Raw genomic sequence first — 20,042 nt, 5'->3', positions numbered from 1 at the left:
AAAGGTCGTTTTTAATAATGTGGATGAAAGATACTCCTCCAAAAGAGATAGTTTTTTCGAATCATCCCTCCTCTTGTTTTGTCTCATACTGATAAGTTAAAAGTGTCAACTTATTCAGTACACTACAGCCTTCATTTGGGAGTGACCCCATCCCCATGTTTTTTCCACTGAGCCCATACAATTCGTTGTAATCAAAACAACGTGAGCTCGATGGATTCAATACAATGAAAGCTGTGTATCTAATGTACGTTGTACATTGATACACAGCTTCTTGGCACGGAACTTGTGCCAGTACACTTTCCGAGCAGCGCCTTAATATTTCGTCGAACTCACGTTAATGTACGTTGCTAATCCTGCTGGAGTTGCCTGTAAGCCCATTGGAATGGCTATATGTCATTGGGCAACCGTCAACGTTGTTCTCTTCTTGTTATCTTATGAACAGCAGCTCACGGTATTTTGGCAGTGTCCAAAGTTCATCGGCTACGATAAGTTCCAGTTTGTCTATATGGTATCGTATTTCCTCCATCTTTGGGACCACGGTGTCGTGGTAGGCGATGGCCTTCTGCCTCTCGCACTCAATCTTGTTGGCAAGCTTGCGTGCCTTGATGAGTTCCTCCACGCCCGTCTCTATAATCTGGGTACGCTCGGCAATTTCCTTTATAATCTTCACGTTGCGTGCCGTCAGCTGCTTGCCCTCGTCAGGACCGAAGATATTCATCATGCCCTCAACGTTCTTGGCCAGCCGGCTCTGATAGTGTGTGGCTACGGGAATGATATGGTTCATTGAGAGGTCGCCCATGACACGTGCCTCTATCTGTATCTTCTTTGTGTATGTCTCCCATTTCACCTCGTTGCGTGCCTCGAGCTCGTTGCGTTTCATGACGTTCATGGTCTCGAACATCCTGATGCTGTCCTTGTCGAGATACCTGTCGAAGCAGATGGGGCAGCAAGCCTCGCAGTCGAGTCCGCGGCGCTGGGCCTCTTTCTTCCATTCGTCGCTATATCCGTTGCCGTCGAACCTGATGGCCTTGCAGGTTACTATGTCCTCGCGTACAATGTCTATGATTGCGCTCGTCTGGTCCTCACCATTTGCTATTAGGGCATCGACGCGTTTCTTGAAATCGGTCAGAGCCTCTGCCATCGCCGTATTGAGAACTATCATCGCGCTGGCGCAGTTGGCCTCCGAGCCTACGGCACGGAATTCGAAGCGGTTGCCCGTGAAGGCGAACGGTGACGTGCGGTTACGGTCGGTATTGTCGATCATCAGCTCTGGTATTTCCGGTATGTCGAGCTTCATCTCCTGTTTGCCAGCAAGGTTGAACAGTTCGGCCTTGTCGGCTTTCTCTATATGGTCGAGCAGGTCGCTGAGCTGCTTGCCGAGGAATGACGATATGATGGCAGGTGGTGCCTCGTTGGCACCCAGTCGGTGGTCGTTGGTGGCGCTCATGACCGATGCCTTAAGCAGTCCGTTGTGCCTATATACGGCCATCAGTGTTTCCACGATGAAGACCACGAAGCGCAGGTTGTCCTCACCGTTCTTGCCTGCTGCATGCAGCAGCACACCATTGTCGGCCACGAGGCTCCAGTTGTTGTGCTTGCCCGAGCCGTTGACACCGTCGAAAGGCTTCTCGTGCAGCAGAACCCTGAAGCTGTGCTTGTGGGCGACTTTCTTCATGAGGCTCATCAACAGCATGTTGTGGTCTACGGCAAGATTGCACTCCTCGTAGATTGGTGCCAGCTCAAACTGGTTTGGTGCCACCTCGTTGTGACGTGTCTTGCATGGTATGCCCAGCTCCAGTGCGGAAGTCTCAAGGTCTTTCATGAATGCCTGCACGCGCTCAGGGATAGTGCCGAAGTAGTGGTCGTCCATCTGCTGGTTCTTGGCAGAGTCGTGGCCCATGAGGGTTCGCCCGGTGAGCATGAGGTCGGGGCGTGCAGAATAGAGACTCTCGTCGACGAGGAAGTATTCCTGTTCCCATCCGAGGTTGGTCTGCACCTTCTTCACCTCCGGATAGAAATAGTGGCATACTGCTGTGGCAGCCACGTTAACGGCATGTAGTGAGCGCAGCAGAGGAGCTTTGTAGTCGAGAGCCTCGCCGGTGTATGATATGAAGATGGTTGGTATACAGAGAGTGTCGTCAATGATGAAGACAGGCGATGTGGGGTCCCATGCAGAATAGCCACGGGCTTCGAAAGTGTTGCGTATGCCGCCAGAAGGGAAGCTGGACGCATCAGGTTCCTGCTGCACGAGCAGTTTGCCGGAGAATTGCTCTATCATTCCTCCCTTGCCGTCGTGCTCTATGAAGGCATCATGTTTCTCGGCGGTACCCTCGTTGAGTGGTTGGAACCAGTGGGTATAGTGTGTCACTCCGTTTTCCTCGGCCCATTGTCTCATTCCTCTTGCTACGGCGTCGGCTATCGAGCGGTCGAGTCTGGTACCATTGTCCATGACATCAATTAGCTTGGTATAGACATCTGCGGGGAGATACTTGTACATCTTGGCCCTGTTGAAGACATATTTGCCGAAATATTCCGATGGTCTCTCCACGGGAGCAATAACGTCTGCGGGCCTTTTCCTGAAGGCTTCTGCAACAACCTCGAATCTTAAGTTTGCCATTGTCTGTATTGGTGTGTTATAAGTTTGCAGCTGCAAATTTACGACAATTCACAGACATTGCAAAGAAATGCCCCGTTTTTTTGGTGTACTCTTGCTCGTCACGGACGCATACCTTTTATAACGCATCAGATACTATAAGCAGCACGCGCTGTAGGCGCAGAAGTGTTATCTGTTCTTGCTGTTATCTACTCTTTTGCGCTTACAGCGCGACCTTCACCTACATAAAATAACCCAGGGTGTCGCTACGCTCTACCCTGGGCTATGTGCTTCTGCGCTTACAGCGCGTGCTGGTCAATGTATATAAGTTTCGCATGGCTTAAACATACGTCATTTATCTCCTCTTATCTTCATTTATCTCCTTTTTACTACTTGCGAAGTTTAAATTATTTATTTTATCATTTTCTTTCCAGACTTTATGAACATCCCCCTTGATGGCTCAGTCTCCAACCGTATGCCATTGATGGAGTATAGTGCGCAGCTGTCTGTCAGCGGTTTGGTGCATGCCTTGATGTCAGATGTCACGTTGGCTATTTCCTCTGCGGTGAGTGCGATGTCATAGAGGCGGAAGTTGTCGAGCGTGCCGACAACATCACCGTTGTCGCTGTTGTTGTCCCACCATTGTGTACGTCCAATGTAGTTTCTTCCGTCGTTGCCGTTAGGTGCTGCCTGCCATGCCTCATATGTGACGTTCGTTCCCTGCGCCACCTGCTTGCCGTTGGCATATATAGTAGTTGTCTTCGTTGCGGCATCGAATGTCACGGCCACAGTCACGGTCTCGTTAAGTGGTTGCGTGGCTGATGCTGCCTCTACCATCAGCGTCGTGCCTCCGCCCAGCTTCTCTCCCGCTCCATATTTGAAGCTTGAGTTTATGCGGCAGAATACGCTGTTGCCGTTGTTGGCACCGAAGTCATAGAAGCGTGGCATCTTTCCGCGGTTTGACAGGTTGGCATCGATGATGAAAGTATATGAGCGAAGCCCCTTGAGCAGACCTTTGGGAGCCAGGCCATAGCCGTTAGTTGAGAATGCCGTCGGCTGGTTGCTGCTGAGATTGAGCTTTCCGTCAACCTTTGCCGATCCCATCACCGTCATGTGGTTGCCGTTGCCGCTCAGGTCGGTGACGTAGGTGGTATTGCCTTCAGCAAACGTGTCGTTAGTCTCGAAGTCGTATCTTGCCAGGAGGTTGTTTGCGATGTTGCGGGGCAGTACGGTGGTGGTGAATTCCCTCACAGTGTTGCCGATGGTGGCGGTGAGGGTTACCTGTGTCTCTGTTGCCGGCAGGTTTACGATACCTGTAGTGGTGATGATGCTCTCGTCAGACGATGTCCATACCACTGGTGTGCCACCAGCTGTTTCCGGCAGCACGATGTCCGTTGTGACAGTCTGCGGTACTGTTACCATGCTTGCGGCAAGCAGCAGCTTCATCTGGTCCATCTCGTCCTGGTTGAGTGCTCTGCCCCATGTCCTGATGTCGCCTTTGATGTCACCGTCGGCAACAGTTGAGAATGTCAGGCCCTCAGCAGGGATTTTCATCTCGAGCATCTCGTTGCGGTATACGTACAGATACTCACCGTCGTAGATGAGCGTGATGGCTGCAGACGCAATCTTGGTAGGATGGAAGTCTCCCGATGTTCCGGTAGATGTGGTTGCCCAGTCGTCGGATGTCAGGAAGGCGCAGCTGCTGGTATGCTTGGTGCCGTTGATGGTTACATACAGCTTGCTGTCGCTGCCCAGTCCTATCTCTATGTCGCCAACATTGAAGAGTGTACCCTTGTAGTTGTCGGCATCGGGGTATGCGAACTTAGTTATTGAGAAATTGGCGTCTCCGTTCTGCGCTCCCTCTCCAGCTTTCAGGTCTACAGCCTGTCTGGGCAGTGTGGCGTCGGCCATGATGCCTGTCGGGTATCCCTTGGGATAGTTCTTGTTCACCATCCAGTAATAGTAGTCACCGTTCATCCATGTCAGTCTCAGCTTGCTTTGTGCGGAGCCGGGCAGCACGAATGGGCGCATGTTGTTCTTTGCGGAGTTGGTGGTCAGCAGCTCCTGCGATGCAACCTTTCCCTCGTCGTCGATGACATATTTCCATATCTCGTATACTCCGTCCTTGTTGTATTGTCCGTTGGTGGTTGGAATGGAGAGATACAGGTCGTTTATGTTGTCTGGGTCGAGTGCCATGCCGCCGGAGTAGCATTTCTCCGTAGAGTTCCAGTTCTGGTGGAAAGCGTGGCCGCCATACTGTACCCATGTGTCTCTCCATGCCGTTCCGGTCCATCGTGCATAGTGGTACACGTGTGTGGTCTTGGCATTGTCGATGTGCGTGAGTGCTATCACGGGGTTCTCATCCTTGTCGAGTGCTATCTGCCATACCCAGTTGCGGCAGTTGGCGGTCTTGTCGACCACGGTGTAGGGGTATGTTGTTGCGTAGCTGTCAGTCTTGCTTACGTTGAACACACCGTCAGCAACGTTCTTCAGTGTGTTGCCCTTGATGTCTTTCAGTATCGGGCCATTGCCCTTGTTCACGTCAATGACGTTGAAGTACAGCCAGTTGGGATATTCGTTGTCAGGGTGTCCGGTGGTATATGTCAGGTAAATCTTGTCCTTGCCGTTGCTGTAGTATTTTGCGTATGGCCTTGCGCCCGTGCTCTGTACAATCTGCTTCGGGCCGAAGTCCACCTTTACGTTGTCGTTCTCGTCGGGCATGGTGAGCCTTGCCATAGTGGGATGCCAGTTGATGCCTCGCCAGCAGAGGTATATGTGCTCCGGGTCATCGCTGAGGATGAAAGGTGACGGATAGGTGGTGTTGTTGGCTACGGCGATGTATTTCTCTTCTCCGAGCATAGTGATGTCACCGGGCTTCTGTGATATGCGGTACCATATCTTCGGCTCGTCGGTATGACGTGTATAGAATATCATTATCCTCTCGTCGGGCAGTACGAGGAATGTGGGGTTGTTGTGGTCGTCGGGCTGGAAATAGCTTCTTACGAGCACTTCCGTGCGGCGGTTGGTGAGCCAGTCCACCTGTGTGGCCTTCACGTTTCCGTGAACGTCGATATATCCTATGTATGAGGCGTTTATCGTGCCTCCGTCATTCTGGTAGTGAATGGCTCTGGAGTCTGCGAACCAGCACCATGCGCCCTCTGCGGTTACTATGTCGGCAGCGAATGTCAGTGTTGCGGAAAGAAGAAAAAAGGTTGATAATAAGAGTCGTCTCATATGGTTTCGTGGTAATGGTTTTAGGTTAATTGTAATTTTAAGTAGTTGGGTATTTGCTTATTTGTTAAGGAGTTATGACAGGCAGCAAGCTCCTGTCATAACTCCTTCCTGATTATTCACCCTTGGCAAGAGGTGAGGGGGTAGAGTACGTGCGTGTGCCAAGTTCCTTGTCGAGCATGTACAGTCCATATCCGTTGTCCTTTATCATCTTCAGGTTGTCGATGATGGTCTGGGCATTTTCCTCTTCCTCCACCTGCTCGTCGATGAACCATTTCAGCATGCTCTGTGTAGCATAGTCGTTCTCCTGGGTTGTCAGGGCGAAAAGGTCGTTGATGAGTGAGGTCACCTTCTGCTCGTGGGCAAGAGTGTTCTCAAATACGGCCAGTACCGAGTCCCAAGTTGTTGGTACGGCGTCGATAGGGCGCAGTGTCACCACGCCACCGCGTGATACTACATAGTTGAACAAAATCTTTGCGTGGTCTTGCTCCTCGCGGAACTGAATCTCAAACCAGTTGGCCATACCTGGCTGGCCGTTGCCGTGGCAGTATGCTGCCATTGAGAGATAGAGATAGGCTGACCACATCTCTGCGTTAATCTGGGCATTGATAGCCTCTTCAACTTTCTTGTTAAGCATAATACTTGTTTTTTATGATTTAATATATGTAACTACGTGTATTGGCGCAAAAATGCGCCAGCATCATACTATGTGAGCTGATTTATTTGCAAAGATAATAATTAGAACTGAACGGACATGCTTTTTTAACTAATTTTTGCTTGTACATTCAGAAAACATTTTATATTTTTGCAAAACATAATTGCCTGCTATATCGTTGGCATCATTTCAACTAACCTTTGGCTTCTGCCTTAATCACTGCTATTATTAATAATGAGAAAAGCTTGGTCTATTTTATTCCTCGTCTGCATAGCCATGTCGTTGACGGCAAAAGAGAGTATAGACAGAAAGAAAGTGGTCACACGCCATAACCCACATGTTACGGCCATTGATACCTTGGCATCGCTAACTGTCGGCAACGGAGGGTTTGCCTTTACGGTTGACGCCACAGGACTGCAGACATTCCCGGAGCTGTACAGCAAGGGTGTGCCGCTCGGAACAATGAGCGACTGGGGGTGGCACTCGTTTCCCAACAAGAAGCATTACAAGCACTCGGAGACCCTGGTGGCACGCGACTTCCATCGGGGACATGAGGAATATTACGCCGCACAGTTCAAGGAGAACGGACGGCAGAAGGATGCATCCAACTATTTCCGGCAGAACCCCCACAGGCTGCATCTCGGAACGATAGGCTTTGCCTTCGACACGCCAGCCCTCGTCACCGATGTCGACGAGACACTCGACATGTGGACGGGAAAGGTAGAGAGCACGTTCAGGTATGCTGGTCATAAGTATCACGTCATGACGGTGTGCGACCCCGACAATGACGTCATAGCGTCACACATAGAGTCTGACAGCACCATCGAGGTGGTGTTGCGGTTCCCCTATCCTACGGGAGCACACAGCGACGACGCCTGCAACTGGGAAGCAGAGGACAAGCATACCACCGAGCTGTCTGTCGATGGACGGGGAGCACTCATCACGAGGGTAGTCGACGGAGTGGTATATTTCGTCAACGTGGAATGTAACAAGGGTACCCGCATCAGGAAGAAGGACGCACATACCGTATCGCTGACCTCCAAGAAAGGAACGCTGGAGTTCTATGCCGGCTATAGCGGCCGCAAGCCCATGGGCTTCTATGTCAGCCAGCGTCCGTTTGCCGACTTTGCCATGGCATCGGCAGGACGATGGAGGGAATACTGGAATACGGGTGGCTTCATAGACTTCTCTAATGTCAGCGACCCTCGGGCGCACGAGCTTGAGCGCAGGGTCATACTGAGCCAGTATCTCATGGGAGCGCAGGAGGCTGGCATACTGCCTCCACAGGAGACGGGACTGACCTACAACTCATGGTTTGGCAAGTTCCACCTCGAAATGGTATGGTGGCACCTTGCACATTATGGGCTGTGGAACAAGCCCGACATCCTTGAGAACCCTATGAAATGGTATTTCTATGCTGCCAATAATGCGAAGGGGATAGCACAGAGGCAGGGATTTCCGGGAGTGAGGTGGATGAAGATGACCGACCCTGCAGCGGGAGAGGCACCGTCGAATGTAGGATCATACCTCATCTGGCAGCAGCCGCACGTCATCTACCTTGCCGAGCTTCTCTATCGTGCTGCCGACAACGACGTACGCCGGAAGGCTGTCCTCGACGCCTATGCATGCCTTGTTGACCTTACGGCACTGTTCATGGGACGGTTTGCTGAATACGACTCCGTAGCTGACAGGTTTATCATCAGGGGATGTATACCGGCACAGGAGACGCTGAAGGCCGACTCTACCATCAACCCGCCGTTCGAGCTTGCATACTGGTATACAGCTCTCGACATGGCGAGGAAGTGGAGAGAGAGAAGGGGAGAGGAGCCTGTCGCACGCTGGGACTCCATCATTGCCAAGCTGTCACCATTGGCATACAATGCCGACAGCCTCTATCTCGCTGCCGAGACGGCAACGGCGACATATACCGACCGGCGGTTCACAAGCGACCATCCGGCACTGCTGGGCGCGCTTGGAGTGATGCCGCACACACCACTCGTCAACGATAAGGTAATGACAAAGACGCTCGACTGGATATGGGACAACTGGAACTGGGACGAGACATGGGGATGGGACTTCCCTATGGTGGCAATGACATGTGCGAGGCTCGGACTTGCAGACAGGGCTGTCGATGCTCTCCTCATGCCAAAGCGCACCAATACATATCTCGTCAATGGACATAACTATCAGGACAAGAGGCTGCGAGTGTATATGCCCGGCAACGGCGGACTGCTCACGGCTGTGGCAATGATGTGTGCGGGATGGGATGGAGCAGAGGGACGTAACCCTGGCTTCCCATCGTCGTGGGATGTGCGATGGGAAGGACTATTGCCCATGCCGTGACATTTTTTCAGCCTGTAAGCCTAAGTATCGGGGTTTTTTACTATCTTTGCACAAGATAGGCTGTGACTGGCAAGATACCCTTCCGGCTATATGTCTATAACTAAAACTGAAATTTTAAAAAACTATCAATTATCAACAACCAAAACAATAATCATGAACAAAACAACAAAGACTGGGCTTTGCCCGAAACATTTGCTCATGGCAGCTTTGCTTGGCTGCACCGTTGGTGCATCGGCTGCTGAAGAAAAAGCTGCGGAGAAACTCGTTCCTACGTTCACCGAATGGCACGACCTGCAGGTAAACGAGGTAAACAGGCTCAAGTTGCACACCAACTATTTCGCTTACGAGAATGAGACTCTCGCACTGGCAGGACAGATGGACAAGAGCGCGAACTTCATCTCCCTCCACGGAGCATGGAAGTTCAACTGGGTAAAGGATGCCGACAAGAGACCGACAGACTTCTACAAGACCGACCTCGACGACAGCGCATGGAAGACCATGAACATTCCGGCAAACTGGGAGATGAACGGCTTCGGAGTACCGGAGTATGTCAATACAGGCTTTGCGTGGAGAGGACATTTCGACCAGAAGCCGCCTGCTGTGCCTGTAAAGGACAACAATGTGGGTAGCTACCGCCGCATCATCAACATTCCCGACAGCTGGGACGGCAAGCAGGTGATAGCACACTTCGGCTCGGTGACATCAAATATCTACCTTTATGTCAACGGACAGTACGTAGGATATGCCGAGGATGCAAAGGTGGCAGCGGAGTTCGATATCACTCCCTACCTGAAGAAGGGCGACAACCTCATAGCTTTCCAGACCTTCCGCTGGTGCGATGGCTCATGGTGCGAGGACCAGGACTTCTGGAGACTGTCTGGTGTGGCACGCGACAGCTACCTCTATGCACGCGACGCCGCCGTACAGCTCACCAACATCAAGATTACTCCCGACCTGCAGAACGGCTATGAGGACGGTGTCGTACAGATTTTTGCCGAGGTGAAGGGACAGCCTGTCATCGAGTACAAGCTCCTCAACCACAACGGTATCGAAATCATCAAGAGCGACGCCAACTTCAAGAAGCGTGTCAATGGCACGGCGCAGTTCACCATCAAGAATGTCAAGAAGTGGAGTGCTGAGGACCCGTATCTCTATACTCTCGTGGCAACAGTAAAGGACCAGAAGGGCAACATCGTTGAGGTGGTGCCGCAAAAGGTGGGCTTCCGCAAGGTGGAGATCGTCAACTCGCAGCTGCTCGTCAACGGACAGCCTGTATTGATCAAGGGTGCCGACCGTCATGAGATGGACCCTGATGGTGGCTATGTGGTATCTCGTGAGCGCATGATACAGGACATCAAGATTATGAAGCGTCTCAACATCAATGCCGTACGCACATGCCACTATCCTGACGACCCAGTATGGTATGACCTGTGCGACGAGTACGGACTATACGTTACCGCCGAGGCCAACCAGGAGAGCCACGGCTTTGGCTACGGCAACGACGCCGAGGCCAAGAAGCCGGAGTTTGCCAAGCAGATACTCGAGCGCAACCAGCACAATGTGGAGATGTACTTCAACCATCCGTCGGTTATCGTATGGTCTCTCGGCAACGAGACGGTAAACGGCGACAACTTCATTGCTGCATACAACTGGATTAAGGAGCAGGACAAGAGCCGTCCCGTACAGTTCGAGCAGGCTGGACGCACGGGTGAGAATACCGACATCTTCTGCCCGATGTACTATAGCCACGACGGTTGCGACAAATATTCTAAGGACGACAAGTTCACACGCCCACTCATTCAGTGCGAGTACAACCATACCATGGGTAACTCCAGCGGTGGCCTCAAGGAATATTGGGATATGGTACGTAAGTATCCTAAGTTCCAGGGAGGATACATCTGGGACTTCGTTGACCAGGCGCTGCACCGCAACCCTGTTAAGCCGATGTCGGTAAAGGACAACCTCACATACGCTCAGTACAATAAGATTAAGTACACCTATGGTGGTGACTACAACGACTACGACCCGTCTGACAACAACTTCAACTGCAATGGCGTTATCGGACCAGACCGCCAGCTCAATCCTCACGCCTATGAGGTGGCATACGAGTATCAGAACATCTGGGCTGAGGCTGTAGACCTCCAGGCTGGAAAGATTAGTGTCTACAACGAGCACTTCTTCCGCAATCTTGCCAACTATCAGCTCGTGTGGACTCTCCTTCAGGATGGCAAGGCCGTACAGAATGGCACTGTTGACAAGCTCGACGTGGCACCACAGCAGAAGACCGTCGTGACTCTGCCTTACCAGATTCCTGCTGAGGGCGAGGTGCTCCTCAACATCGAGTTCAGGCTCAAGAAGGCTGAGCCTCTCATGGAGGCCGGACAGATGGTTGCATACCGCCAGCTTGAGGTACGCACGGCCAATGCCGCTGCTGCCGTTGTTGCAGAGGGCAAGCTGAAGGTGGAGAACAAGAAGAAGGAGACTGAGATTAAGGTGCTCAACGACTTCATCGACATAGAGTTCGACAAGGCTACTGGCTTGCTCAAGGAGTATGAGGTGAACGGCGTAGACCTCCTCGGAGAGGGTGGTACGCTAAAGCCAAACTTCTGGCGTGCCGTAACAGACAATGATATGGGTGCCCAGCTGCAGAAGAAGTTCAGGGTATGGCGTGCGCCGGCTCTCAACCTCCAGACCATCACTGCCAGCAAGGTAAAGGTAGGAAAGAATGTCAACGCCGTCGTAAAGGCTGTCTATGACATGCCCGACGTGAAGGCTGCGCTCACCATCACCTACACCATCGCTCCTGATGGTACCATGGGTGTTGAGCAGACCATGGATGCTACCGAGGGCGAGAAGGTTTCCGACATGTTCCGCTTCGGCATGCTCATGCAGCTGCCATTCCAGATGGACAACTCCACATTCTATGGCCGCGGTCCTATCGAGAACTACATCGACCGCAAGGGCTCACAGAACGTAGGCATCTATACACAGACTGCCGAGGAGCAGTTCTTCCCATACATCCGCCCGCAGGAGACTGGTACCAAGAGCGACATACGCTGGTGGCAGCAGACCGATAAGGCAGGCAAGGGCTTCCGCATCACATCCGGCAACCTCTTCAGCGCAAGTGCCCTCCACTACAGCATCGATGACCTTGATGACGGAGAGGAGAAAGAGCAGCGCCACAGCTACGAGGTGCCACAGTCGAAGTACACAGAGCTGTGCATCGACAAGGAGCAGTTCGGTGTTGGCGGTGAGAACAGCTGGGGAGCATGGCCATTGCCGCAGCACCGTCTGGGCTATGCCGACAAGACCTTCTCCTTCGTTATCTCACCAGTGAAGTAACCACGACTATTCCCAAGAGGCTATAGATGGGATAGGAGAAATAGATAAGATAGGAGAAATAGATGAGATAGAGGAGATAGATAAGATAGAGGCGATAGCCCTCTATTAAATCTATCTCCTCTATTAAATCTATCTCCTCTATCTCCTCTATCACCCTCGCCCCTCGCCCCCCCAAAACCATTAACCTAAAACCAACAATAACAATGAGAAAATCAACATTCCTCTCTATCCTGCTGTCATCGGCATTCATGGCATCGCCAGCCTATGCGCAGCATCAGTTCGACATCAACACCACTAAGGTTGGTGCTCCCATTCCATCCACCATGTATGGAATCTTCTTCGAGGACATCAACTATGCCGCTGACGGCGGCCTCTATGCCGAGCTTATCAAGAACCGCTCGTTTGAGTTCCCCGACCATTATGCCGGCTGGACTATCTCCGGCAAGGTGTCAATAAAGGATGACGGACCATTCGACAGAAACCCACACTATGTGCGCCTCGCTCCATCTGGACACCGCGAGAAACATACCATGATTGAGAACGAGGGATTCTTCGGCATCGGCCTTAAGGAGAATGCCGACTACCGCTTCTCTGTATGGGCAAGAGTTCCCGATGGCGGTACCGCCAAGCTGTGGATAGACCTTGTAGACAATGCCTCCATGACCAACGACCAGAAGATATGCAATGCCGGCCTCGACGTTGCAGGCAAGGAATGGAAGAAATACACTGTTGTCCTCAAGTCGAAGAGGACATTCGACAAGGCACATATCCGTATCTGGGGCGATGCCAAGGTTACTACCGACCTTGAGCACATCTCCCTCTTCCCTGTCGATACCTACAAGGGACACGAGAATGGTATGCGCAAGGACCTTGCCGAGTCGCTGGAACAGCTGCATCCTGGTGTGTTCCGCTTCCCTGGAGGATGTATCGTTGAGGGTACCGACCTCGCAACACGCTATCAGTGGAAGAACACTGTTGGCCCGGTAGAGAACCGTCCACTCAATGAGAACCGCTGGCACTATACCTTCACCCACCGCTACTACCCGGAATACTTCCAGTCTTACGGACTTGGCTTCTATGAGTATTTCCAGCTTGCCGAGGAAATCGGTGCCGAGCCGCTGCCTGTTCTCAATGTCGGCATGAGCTGCCAGTATCAGAACGACATCAAGAACGAGGCCCATGTGCACGTGCCGCTCGACCAGCTGCAGCCATACATCGACGACTGCATCGACCTCATCGACTTTGCCAATGGCGACCCTGCCACCAACAAGTGGGCAAAGCTGCGCGCTGACATGGGACACCCGGAGCCGTTCAACCTCAAGTATCTCGGCGTGGGCAACGAGCAGTGGGACTATAAGGACAACCCCGCCTTCACCAAGCGCCTGAAACTCTTTGTCGACGCCATCCGCAAGGTACACCCGGAGATAAAGCTTATCGGTTCTACAGGCCCCGACTCGGAGGGCGAGAACTTCGACCGTCTGCAGCCGCTGATGAAGCAGCTCGGTTGCGACCTCTACGACGAGCACTTCTACCGCAATGAGGAGTGGTTCCTCAAGAGCGGCAACCGCTACGACAACTACGACCGCTCAAAGAAGGCACCGAAGGTGTTTGCCGGCGAGTATGCGTGCCACGGAAAGGGAAAGAAGTGGAACCACTTCAACGCATCACTCATGGAGGCTGCATTCATGACAGACCTGGAGCGCAATGCGGATATCGTTGAGATGGCCACCTACGCGCCTCTCTTCGCACATGTCGAGGGATGGCAGTGGCGTCCCGATGCCATCTGGTTCGACAACCTCCGCAAGTTTAACTCCTGCTCTTACTATGTGCAGCAGCTGTACACTCTCAACAAGGGTACAAACGTGCTGCCGCTTACCATGAACGGCAAGCCCGTGGCGGGCAACGACGGACAGGACGGCCTCTTCGCATCGGCTGTGCTTGACAAGCAGGCCAACGAGGTTGTCATCAAGGTTATCAACACTGGCGACGCACCACAGGACGTTACGCTCAACCTTAAGGGTATGAAGAAGGGTACACGTGAGGCAACCCTCATCTCCTTCCATTCCGATGACCTCGATGCAGAGAACACTCTCGACAATCCTACAAAGATAGTTCCGCAGACCTCAACCCTCACCGTCAATGCACCATCGCAGCAGGTGACTGTTCCCGCGCGTACCTTTTATATATATAGGATTAAGAAGTAACGCGTCGTTCGAGAGCTCGAGTAGTTCGAGTGGTTCGAGTAGTTCGAGTAGTTCGAATGGTTCGAGTAGTTCGAACACTTGTTCATGAACTCATAAAAACACTAATCCCACTAATCCCACGAATGTTCCACCATTTCTATGGAAAACATTCGTGGGATAAATCTGTAAGCTGCTTTTTATCTTTATCCCCACAGCTGCTTATCTTTATTCACACGGATTTCACGGATTTCACAGATTTTGTCTATATAGTCCTGTCCTGCCTATCCGTGTTATCCGTGTCATCCGTGGTTTTTTCATTACCCTCCATTTTGTCCCACAGATTTCACAGATTTCACAGATTTTATTTGTAAGGCCCCTGTCCTGACTATCGCACCCTCTAAGCTTACTACCTCCCCTCTCCCCTTGGAGAGGGGCTGGGGGTGAGGCTTTTGTGTTAAACAATGTTTATTTATCTGTCTTTTTTGTTAAATATCTTGTACAGTTAATTGAAAACATCTAACTTTGCAGCGCTGAAATTACTCATTTCAGCTACTGACAAGAGGCGGAATGACCGATGAGAGGCCTCAAGGCGAATATTAAGAATGCAGATACGATTTATGGCTACAGGCGGCAAAGGATGATTATGCTTGCCGAGCTACTACAGGCCTTAATGGCTTTATATACAATTGATTAAGAATGCAGATATTTAACATGGAAATGTATTTTATGCAAGTACGTAATTTACTCAGATGCTCAGCCGTCCACAACCAAATCACGGCTGCAGGGAAGCTATGTCTTGTATGTATATGTTTCAACTCAAAATAAATACATTATGAAAAGAAATCGACTAATTGTTTTGGCCCTAATGCTCATAGGGCTTATGAACGCGCAAAAGGTTTGCGCGCAGGGCAGCGCACAAAAATGGGCTGGACACACACCGGCTGATGTGTATGCCGGTAAGTATACCGATGCAGAAGGAAACGCACAGACATCTGATGCAGCAAAGGTTCTTTATCTCTACAATTTGGGAACAAAGCAGTATCTGATTAATGGAGGGCGATGGGGCACACAAGCTGCACTGTCAAAACAAGGTATGCCATTAACAATGGAAACGACTGGTAATGCTAATCAATATTTTCTTAGTGGCAGTTTAAAAGCTTGGAATGGAACCACTGGTTACATTGAATATATGACCGGCGAACAGTCTCCAAAAGACCGTAATAATATATACACAGACAGACAAGCCGGTTATAATGAATCAAGAACCATAATATTTGAACCAGTAGAAAAGACTGGGTATACAAATCTGTATAGACTATATATTACAACAGGTACGGAACTTACCAAAAATCCTGGTGATCATTATCTTTATGCTAATGGAGATACTATAGCCTGTACAACAGAAACGGCAGATTATGAAAACCCAGAATATCTATGGATATTGGTTACCAAACAAGACTTCTTGGAAGAATATAAAAACGCTGAGGCAACAGACGCACAGCCAGTACCTGCTTACTTTGTGTTAAAAGACTTAGGATTTAACCGAAATGATACTGACATATCAAATTGGCTTACAGGAAGCACCAGAGCGGATGGAGCCCTTTCAAATAACAGAGATAATCATGTCATTCCTGATAGCGCTATGGTTATCAGGACAACTTCTACTGTTACAACTCCTAAAACATACACCTATAGCGTTGTTTGTACACAGGGACCCAGTTGGGACCGAACCACGCTTGACCCAGTTATAGTCCCTTCAACAACATTAAAAACGGAAAGTGAAACTATAGGTAGTACTGCAAATCTAACCAGAAAAAACCGCTTATCCTGCGGGCACACTCATTCCTCAAAATCGAACAACAGCACCTATCTTATAAGTCAGGCCATTACTCTTACCGCTGTTGATGATGAAAAAACAGAGGAGGTAGTATCCGATAAAGATGGCTATAAATATTATGTAGGCAACGGATTTACAGAAAGAACCGATGCTCTTTCAAAGACAAAAGTTGATGAGGACGGAATTGCCATACCAGATTTGCCAAGTGGTGAGGATGACTATTGGCAGCGTTTGTATGGAGGTTATTGGACAGCAAATATCCATGGTGCAAGTGGAAGCATATCCCAGAAGATTATAATGGCAAACACTTCAGATCCCAATGCTGACAATTTACGCTCTGGATGGTATGAAATCAGCTGTGATGGTTTCACAACAGATGGAACAGGATACTTGTTTGCTTCTGTAGATGGTGCAACATCAGGTATTTCTGACTCCAGACAAATAGCACCTCTTACCACAATATCGACAATACCAACAACATACGTAAAGGCTTCCAAAACTTTAAGTAATTTGGAGGGAGCACACCAGTCTGTAACAGTATATGTGCCCCGAGCTGATTCTAAAAAAGCGGGATTGGCAAAAGATGGTTCATATATTGTATTTGGTGCATTCGTTGAGAACGGAACAGACGGATATAGAAATGCCGATAAAGAAGTTGTTGTACGAGGTTCTTGGACGTGTGTTGACAATTTCAATATACGCTATCTCGGCGACCCAGATCCAGATACCGATATTATTATTGATGAGAACCAGACGGATTATGACTATATCAATGGTCAGGTAGACACAGAGGGTAACCACACCATGCGTCTGCATCGTACATTCAAGACCGACAACTGGAACTCTTTGGTACTTCCTGTAAATCTTACAGCCGGTCAGGTGAAGGCTACATTCGGTGGTGACACCAAGTTGTCAGTACTGGAGGGTGCTCGTGCGGAGGCTCCAAACAGGATTTATTTTACAAAGGTTGACCTTATCGATGATGATGCTACCGCTATCCATGCAGGCCAGCTTTACATCATCAAGCCACAGGTAGGTATGACAACCCTGCCAGACGATGCTGATGCTGTCACAAGGGTGGTAAACCATAATAGCAAGACCTTCAATTTAAGCCTTAGAACTTATTACACCATCAACCAGGTGGTATTGAGAGAGACACGTACTAGCGGAGATGTGTCATACCCAACTGTTCCTGTTCCTGGTGCATCAACAGACCAGGGCTACCTGCAGATGGTTGGTACTTACGTAAAGAAGGGCGATGCCGTAACGACAGGCACCAAGGCTATTCCTGCAAACTCTTATATCCTCGGAACACCAAAGGGCGAGACAGGCTCTAAGTGGTACTATACAACAGTTGCCGTAAAGAACGTAAAGGGTCTGCGCGGATGGCTTGAGACAGGCAAGGCAGCACCAGCTTCTGACGTTAAGTTCTTCATCAACGGCATCGAGGAAGGCGAGGCAACAGCAATCGAGGGCATCGAGAACTCAATGGAGGTAAGCAAGAAGAGAAACAGTAATATTTACAACCTCAATGGCCAGCTTGTACGCAGCAACTCGACATCTGTCGATGGTCTGGACAAGGGCATATATATAATAGGTGGAAAGAAGGTAGTGGTGAAATAACCACTCCTCCCCCACTCTATAGGTAAACTATTACTCACCGCAGCCACCCCCCACGGCTGCACAACAAAGACTCAAAACAGTATGAAAAAGAAATATATCATTCCCCTCACTGAGGTGATAACAACAAAAACAGAAAGCCTGCTCCACGCAGGAACGATAGTGAACCAGGACGGTGACATGCAGCAAGGTATCGGAGAGAACACCGATGAGGACATCGAGGTGGACTCAAAGAAAAACTACTGGGACAAGCACTTCGACTTATGGAGCAAGTAAGAATGCAGAACACTGACCATCATTGGTCAAGAGAATAAGAGTGGGGGGACGACATTCCTAACGGGGTGTCATCCCCCCTTTCGCGTGTGAAGCCTCACCCCCGGCCCCTCTCCAAGGGGAGAGGAAGAAAAGCCTCACCCCCAGCCCCTCTCCAAGGGGAGAGGGGAGGTAGAAAGCTTAAAGGGTGCGATAGTCAGGACAGGGCTATACAGATAAAATCTGTGAAATCTGTGAAATCTGTGGGACAAGAATGGAGAGGAAAAAAGCCTCACCCCCGACCCCTCTCCAAGGGGAGAGGGGAGGTAGTAAGCTTAGAGGGTGCGATAGTCAGGACAGGGCTATACAGACAATATCTGTGAAATCTGTGAAATCTGTGGGACAAAATGGAGAGGAAGTTAAAAAACCACGGATGACACTGATGACACGGATAGGTAGGACAGGGGCCTTACAGATAAAATCTGTGAAATCCGTGAAATCCGTGTGAATAAAGATAAGCAGCTGTGGGGATTGTCACACGGTTCGATATAGACGAATTTATAACAACAAAATACTAATTATGAAAAAGAAACTTTATCAAAAACCAAACATTAAGGTGCATGAGCTTCCAATGGATGCACTGCTTGCAGCATCGCCTGAATTTGGAGCAAGTGAAACCAGCTTTCCATTGGGCAACGTTAATGAGTATAATCCTACGGGAGACGGAATTACACCTACCATCAACTCCAAGCGGGGAAACCTGTGGGGAGACGATGAGGAGTAATACACAAACACACACAAATGAACAGAGTAATAAAACGATTATGAGACAGAACCTATTTCTGACTTTTGTTGCCATGACTATGGCCGTATGCCCTGGGGCTATGGCGCAGAGCGGACAGAAGCCCACTAATGGCAGCAGCTACTACATCAGGAACGTCCACACCAGCCAGTATCTTTGCCAGGATGGCAAGGGTAGGGTGATGCTGTCGGCAAGTGGCACACCGCTGACCTTGCAGTCAGCCAACAGCACCGTAGGTACCTACTACCTGCTGGACTCCTCCGACAAGCTGTCGGCAACAGTGCCCGAGAGGCTCCTGAGCAATGGCGGCATGTACGAAGAGTGGACATTTACGGCAGCAGAGAATGGCACGTACAATGTTGCACTGAGAAACAGCGGCGTGAACGCCTACACCTATCTGGAATATAGCGACCTTACAGGCGACGTCCTGCGCAACCCGTTGGCCCCATCGGCAAGTGACCAGAAGGCGCAGTGGGAATTTGTGTCTGCCAACGACTACGTGGTTCCTACGCTGACATTGAAGGAGGGCGATACAAGCTACAGCCGTCCTATAGGAACATTCAACGTGCTGTTCCAGCGTTCGCTTGCGCTTAACATGTGGAATACACTATGCTGTCCGTTCCGAATCAGCGCGGCGCAGTTGAGGAATCAGTTCGGTGACGACTGCGTGCTCCTTGAGTTCACAGGAGCTACCGACGAGACCATAGACTTCACTCCCGTGGATAGTGCCGAGGCAGGAATTCCTTACCTGCTGTGGCCCACCAAGGCAGCATCCGACAACACTAACTATGAGTTCGACAATGTTAGCGGCTTCGCAGAGGCTCCTACGGACGTAAGGCATGAAGGAATAACGTTTATCGGTACCTTCGTCAAGGGAACAGTACCAGCCAGGGCATACGTGTGGAGCCAGAACAAACTCTACCACCTGACATCCGACATGGACCTCTACGGCTTCCGCAGCTACATGTGGGAGGATGCGACGGGGCAGTCGAAGCTCAGCAACTGGACAATTGGCGGCTCGACAGCCATCGACGGCATCGTAGAGTCTTTCGACACCAAGCCCTACGACATCTACAACCTCAACGGACAGAAGGTCAAGACCAATGCTACATCGCTTGACGGACTGCCCAGCGGACTGTACATAGTGAACGGAAAGAAAGTAGTGAAAAGATAACAGACACAAA

At 50.4% G+C, this 20,042-nt stretch carries 11 protein-coding genes; 7 read left to right on the top strand and 4 right to left on the bottom strand.

The annotated features are described in order from the left end of the window. Positions 1-427 precede the first annotated feature (427 nt). From CIL02_RS14445 to CIL02_RS14435, 3 genes are all read right to left on the bottom strand, one after another. Positions 428-2,617 (bottom strand): glutamine synthetase III, encoded by a 2,190-nt coding sequence (locus CIL02_RS14445; protein WP_094402775.1) that lies wholly within the window; start codon positions 2,615-2,617, stop codon positions 428-430. Positions 2,618-3,004: 387 nt separating this feature from the next. Further along, positions 3,005-5,827: a BNR-4 repeat-containing protein gene (locus tag CIL02_RS14440; protein WP_094402774.1), complete on the bottom strand. Its 2,823-nt coding sequence runs from the start codon at positions 5,825-5,827 to the stop codon at positions 3,005-3,007. A 112-nt stretch (positions 5,828-5,939) separates the two neighbouring features. Then, positions 5,940-6,461 (bottom strand): ferritin, encoded by a 522-nt coding sequence (locus CIL02_RS14435; protein ID WP_094402772.1) that lies wholly within the window; start codon positions 6,459-6,461, stop codon positions 5,940-5,942. Positions 6,462-6,713: 252 nt separating this feature from the next. Between CIL02_RS14435 and CIL02_RS14430 the strand changes: the two genes are divergently transcribed. Together CIL02_RS14430 and CIL02_RS14425 are read left to right on the top strand one after the other, a co-directional pair. Next, entirely contained in the window at positions 6,714-8,822 is a 2,109-nt protein-coding gene (locus tag CIL02_RS14430; protein ID WP_094402771.1) for a hypothetical protein, read from the top strand. Positions 8,823-8,975: 153 nt separating this feature from the next. Further along, positions 8,976-12,164 (top strand): glycoside hydrolase family 2 TIM barrel-domain containing protein, encoded by a 3,189-nt coding sequence (locus tag CIL02_RS14425; protein WP_094402769.1) that lies wholly within the window; start codon positions 8,976-8,978, stop codon positions 12,162-12,164. On the opposite strand, the gene CIL02_RS16170 is transcribed toward CIL02_RS14425, so the two are convergent. Beyond that, on the bottom strand, positions 12,145-12,345 hold the full coding sequence (locus CIL02_RS16170; RefSeq protein ID WP_141210261.1) for a hypothetical protein: 201 nt from the start codon (positions 12,343-12,345) through the stop codon (positions 12,145-12,147). The genes CIL02_RS14425 and CIL02_RS16170 overlap by 20 nt on opposite strands. Before the next feature lie 22 nt (positions 12,346-12,367). Here CIL02_RS16170 and CIL02_RS14420 point away from each other — a divergent pair, with 22 nt between their 5' ends. From CIL02_RS14420 to CIL02_RS14395, 5 genes are all read left to right on the top strand, one after another. Next, the gene (locus CIL02_RS14420; RefSeq protein WP_094402767.1) at positions 12,368-14,368 is read left to right on the top strand and encodes an alpha-L-arabinofuranosidase C-terminal domain-containing protein; all 2,001 of its coding nucleotides are present in this window, start codon (positions 12,368-12,370) and stop codon (positions 14,366-14,368) included. Between the two features lie 811 nt (positions 14,369-15,179). Next, entirely contained in the window at positions 15,180-17,807 is a 2,628-nt protein-coding gene (locus CIL02_RS14415; RefSeq protein ID WP_141210260.1) for a hypothetical protein, read from the top strand. A gap of 81 nt (positions 17,808-17,888) precedes the next feature. Continuing rightward, positions 17,889-18,080, top strand: a complete 192-nt coding sequence (locus tag CIL02_RS14410) for a hypothetical protein (RefSeq protein WP_094402764.1) — start codon at positions 17,889-17,891, stop codon at positions 18,078-18,080. A 556-nt stretch (positions 18,081-18,636) separates the two neighbouring features. Then, positions 18,637-18,840 carry a hypothetical protein gene (locus tag CIL02_RS14400; protein ID WP_094402761.1) on the top strand — a complete coding sequence of 68 codons (204 nt, stop codon included), beginning with the start codon at positions 18,637-18,639 and terminating at the stop codon, positions 18,838-18,840. Positions 18,841-18,880: 40 nt separating this feature from the next. Next, positions 18,881-20,032: a T9SS type A sorting domain-containing protein gene (locus CIL02_RS14395; protein ID WP_094402759.1), complete on the top strand. Its 1,152-nt coding sequence runs from the start codon at positions 18,881-18,883 to the stop codon at positions 20,030-20,032. Positions 20,033-20,042: the final 10 nt, after the last annotated feature.

The sequence above is a fragment of the Prevotella sp. P3-122 genome, assembly GCF_002251365.1.
GTDB lineage: Bacteria > Bacteroidota > Bacteroidia > Bacteroidales > Bacteroidaceae > Prevotella.
Note: the sequence above shows the minus strand (reverse complement) of the source record. Positions and strands in the feature narration are given on the sequence as shown.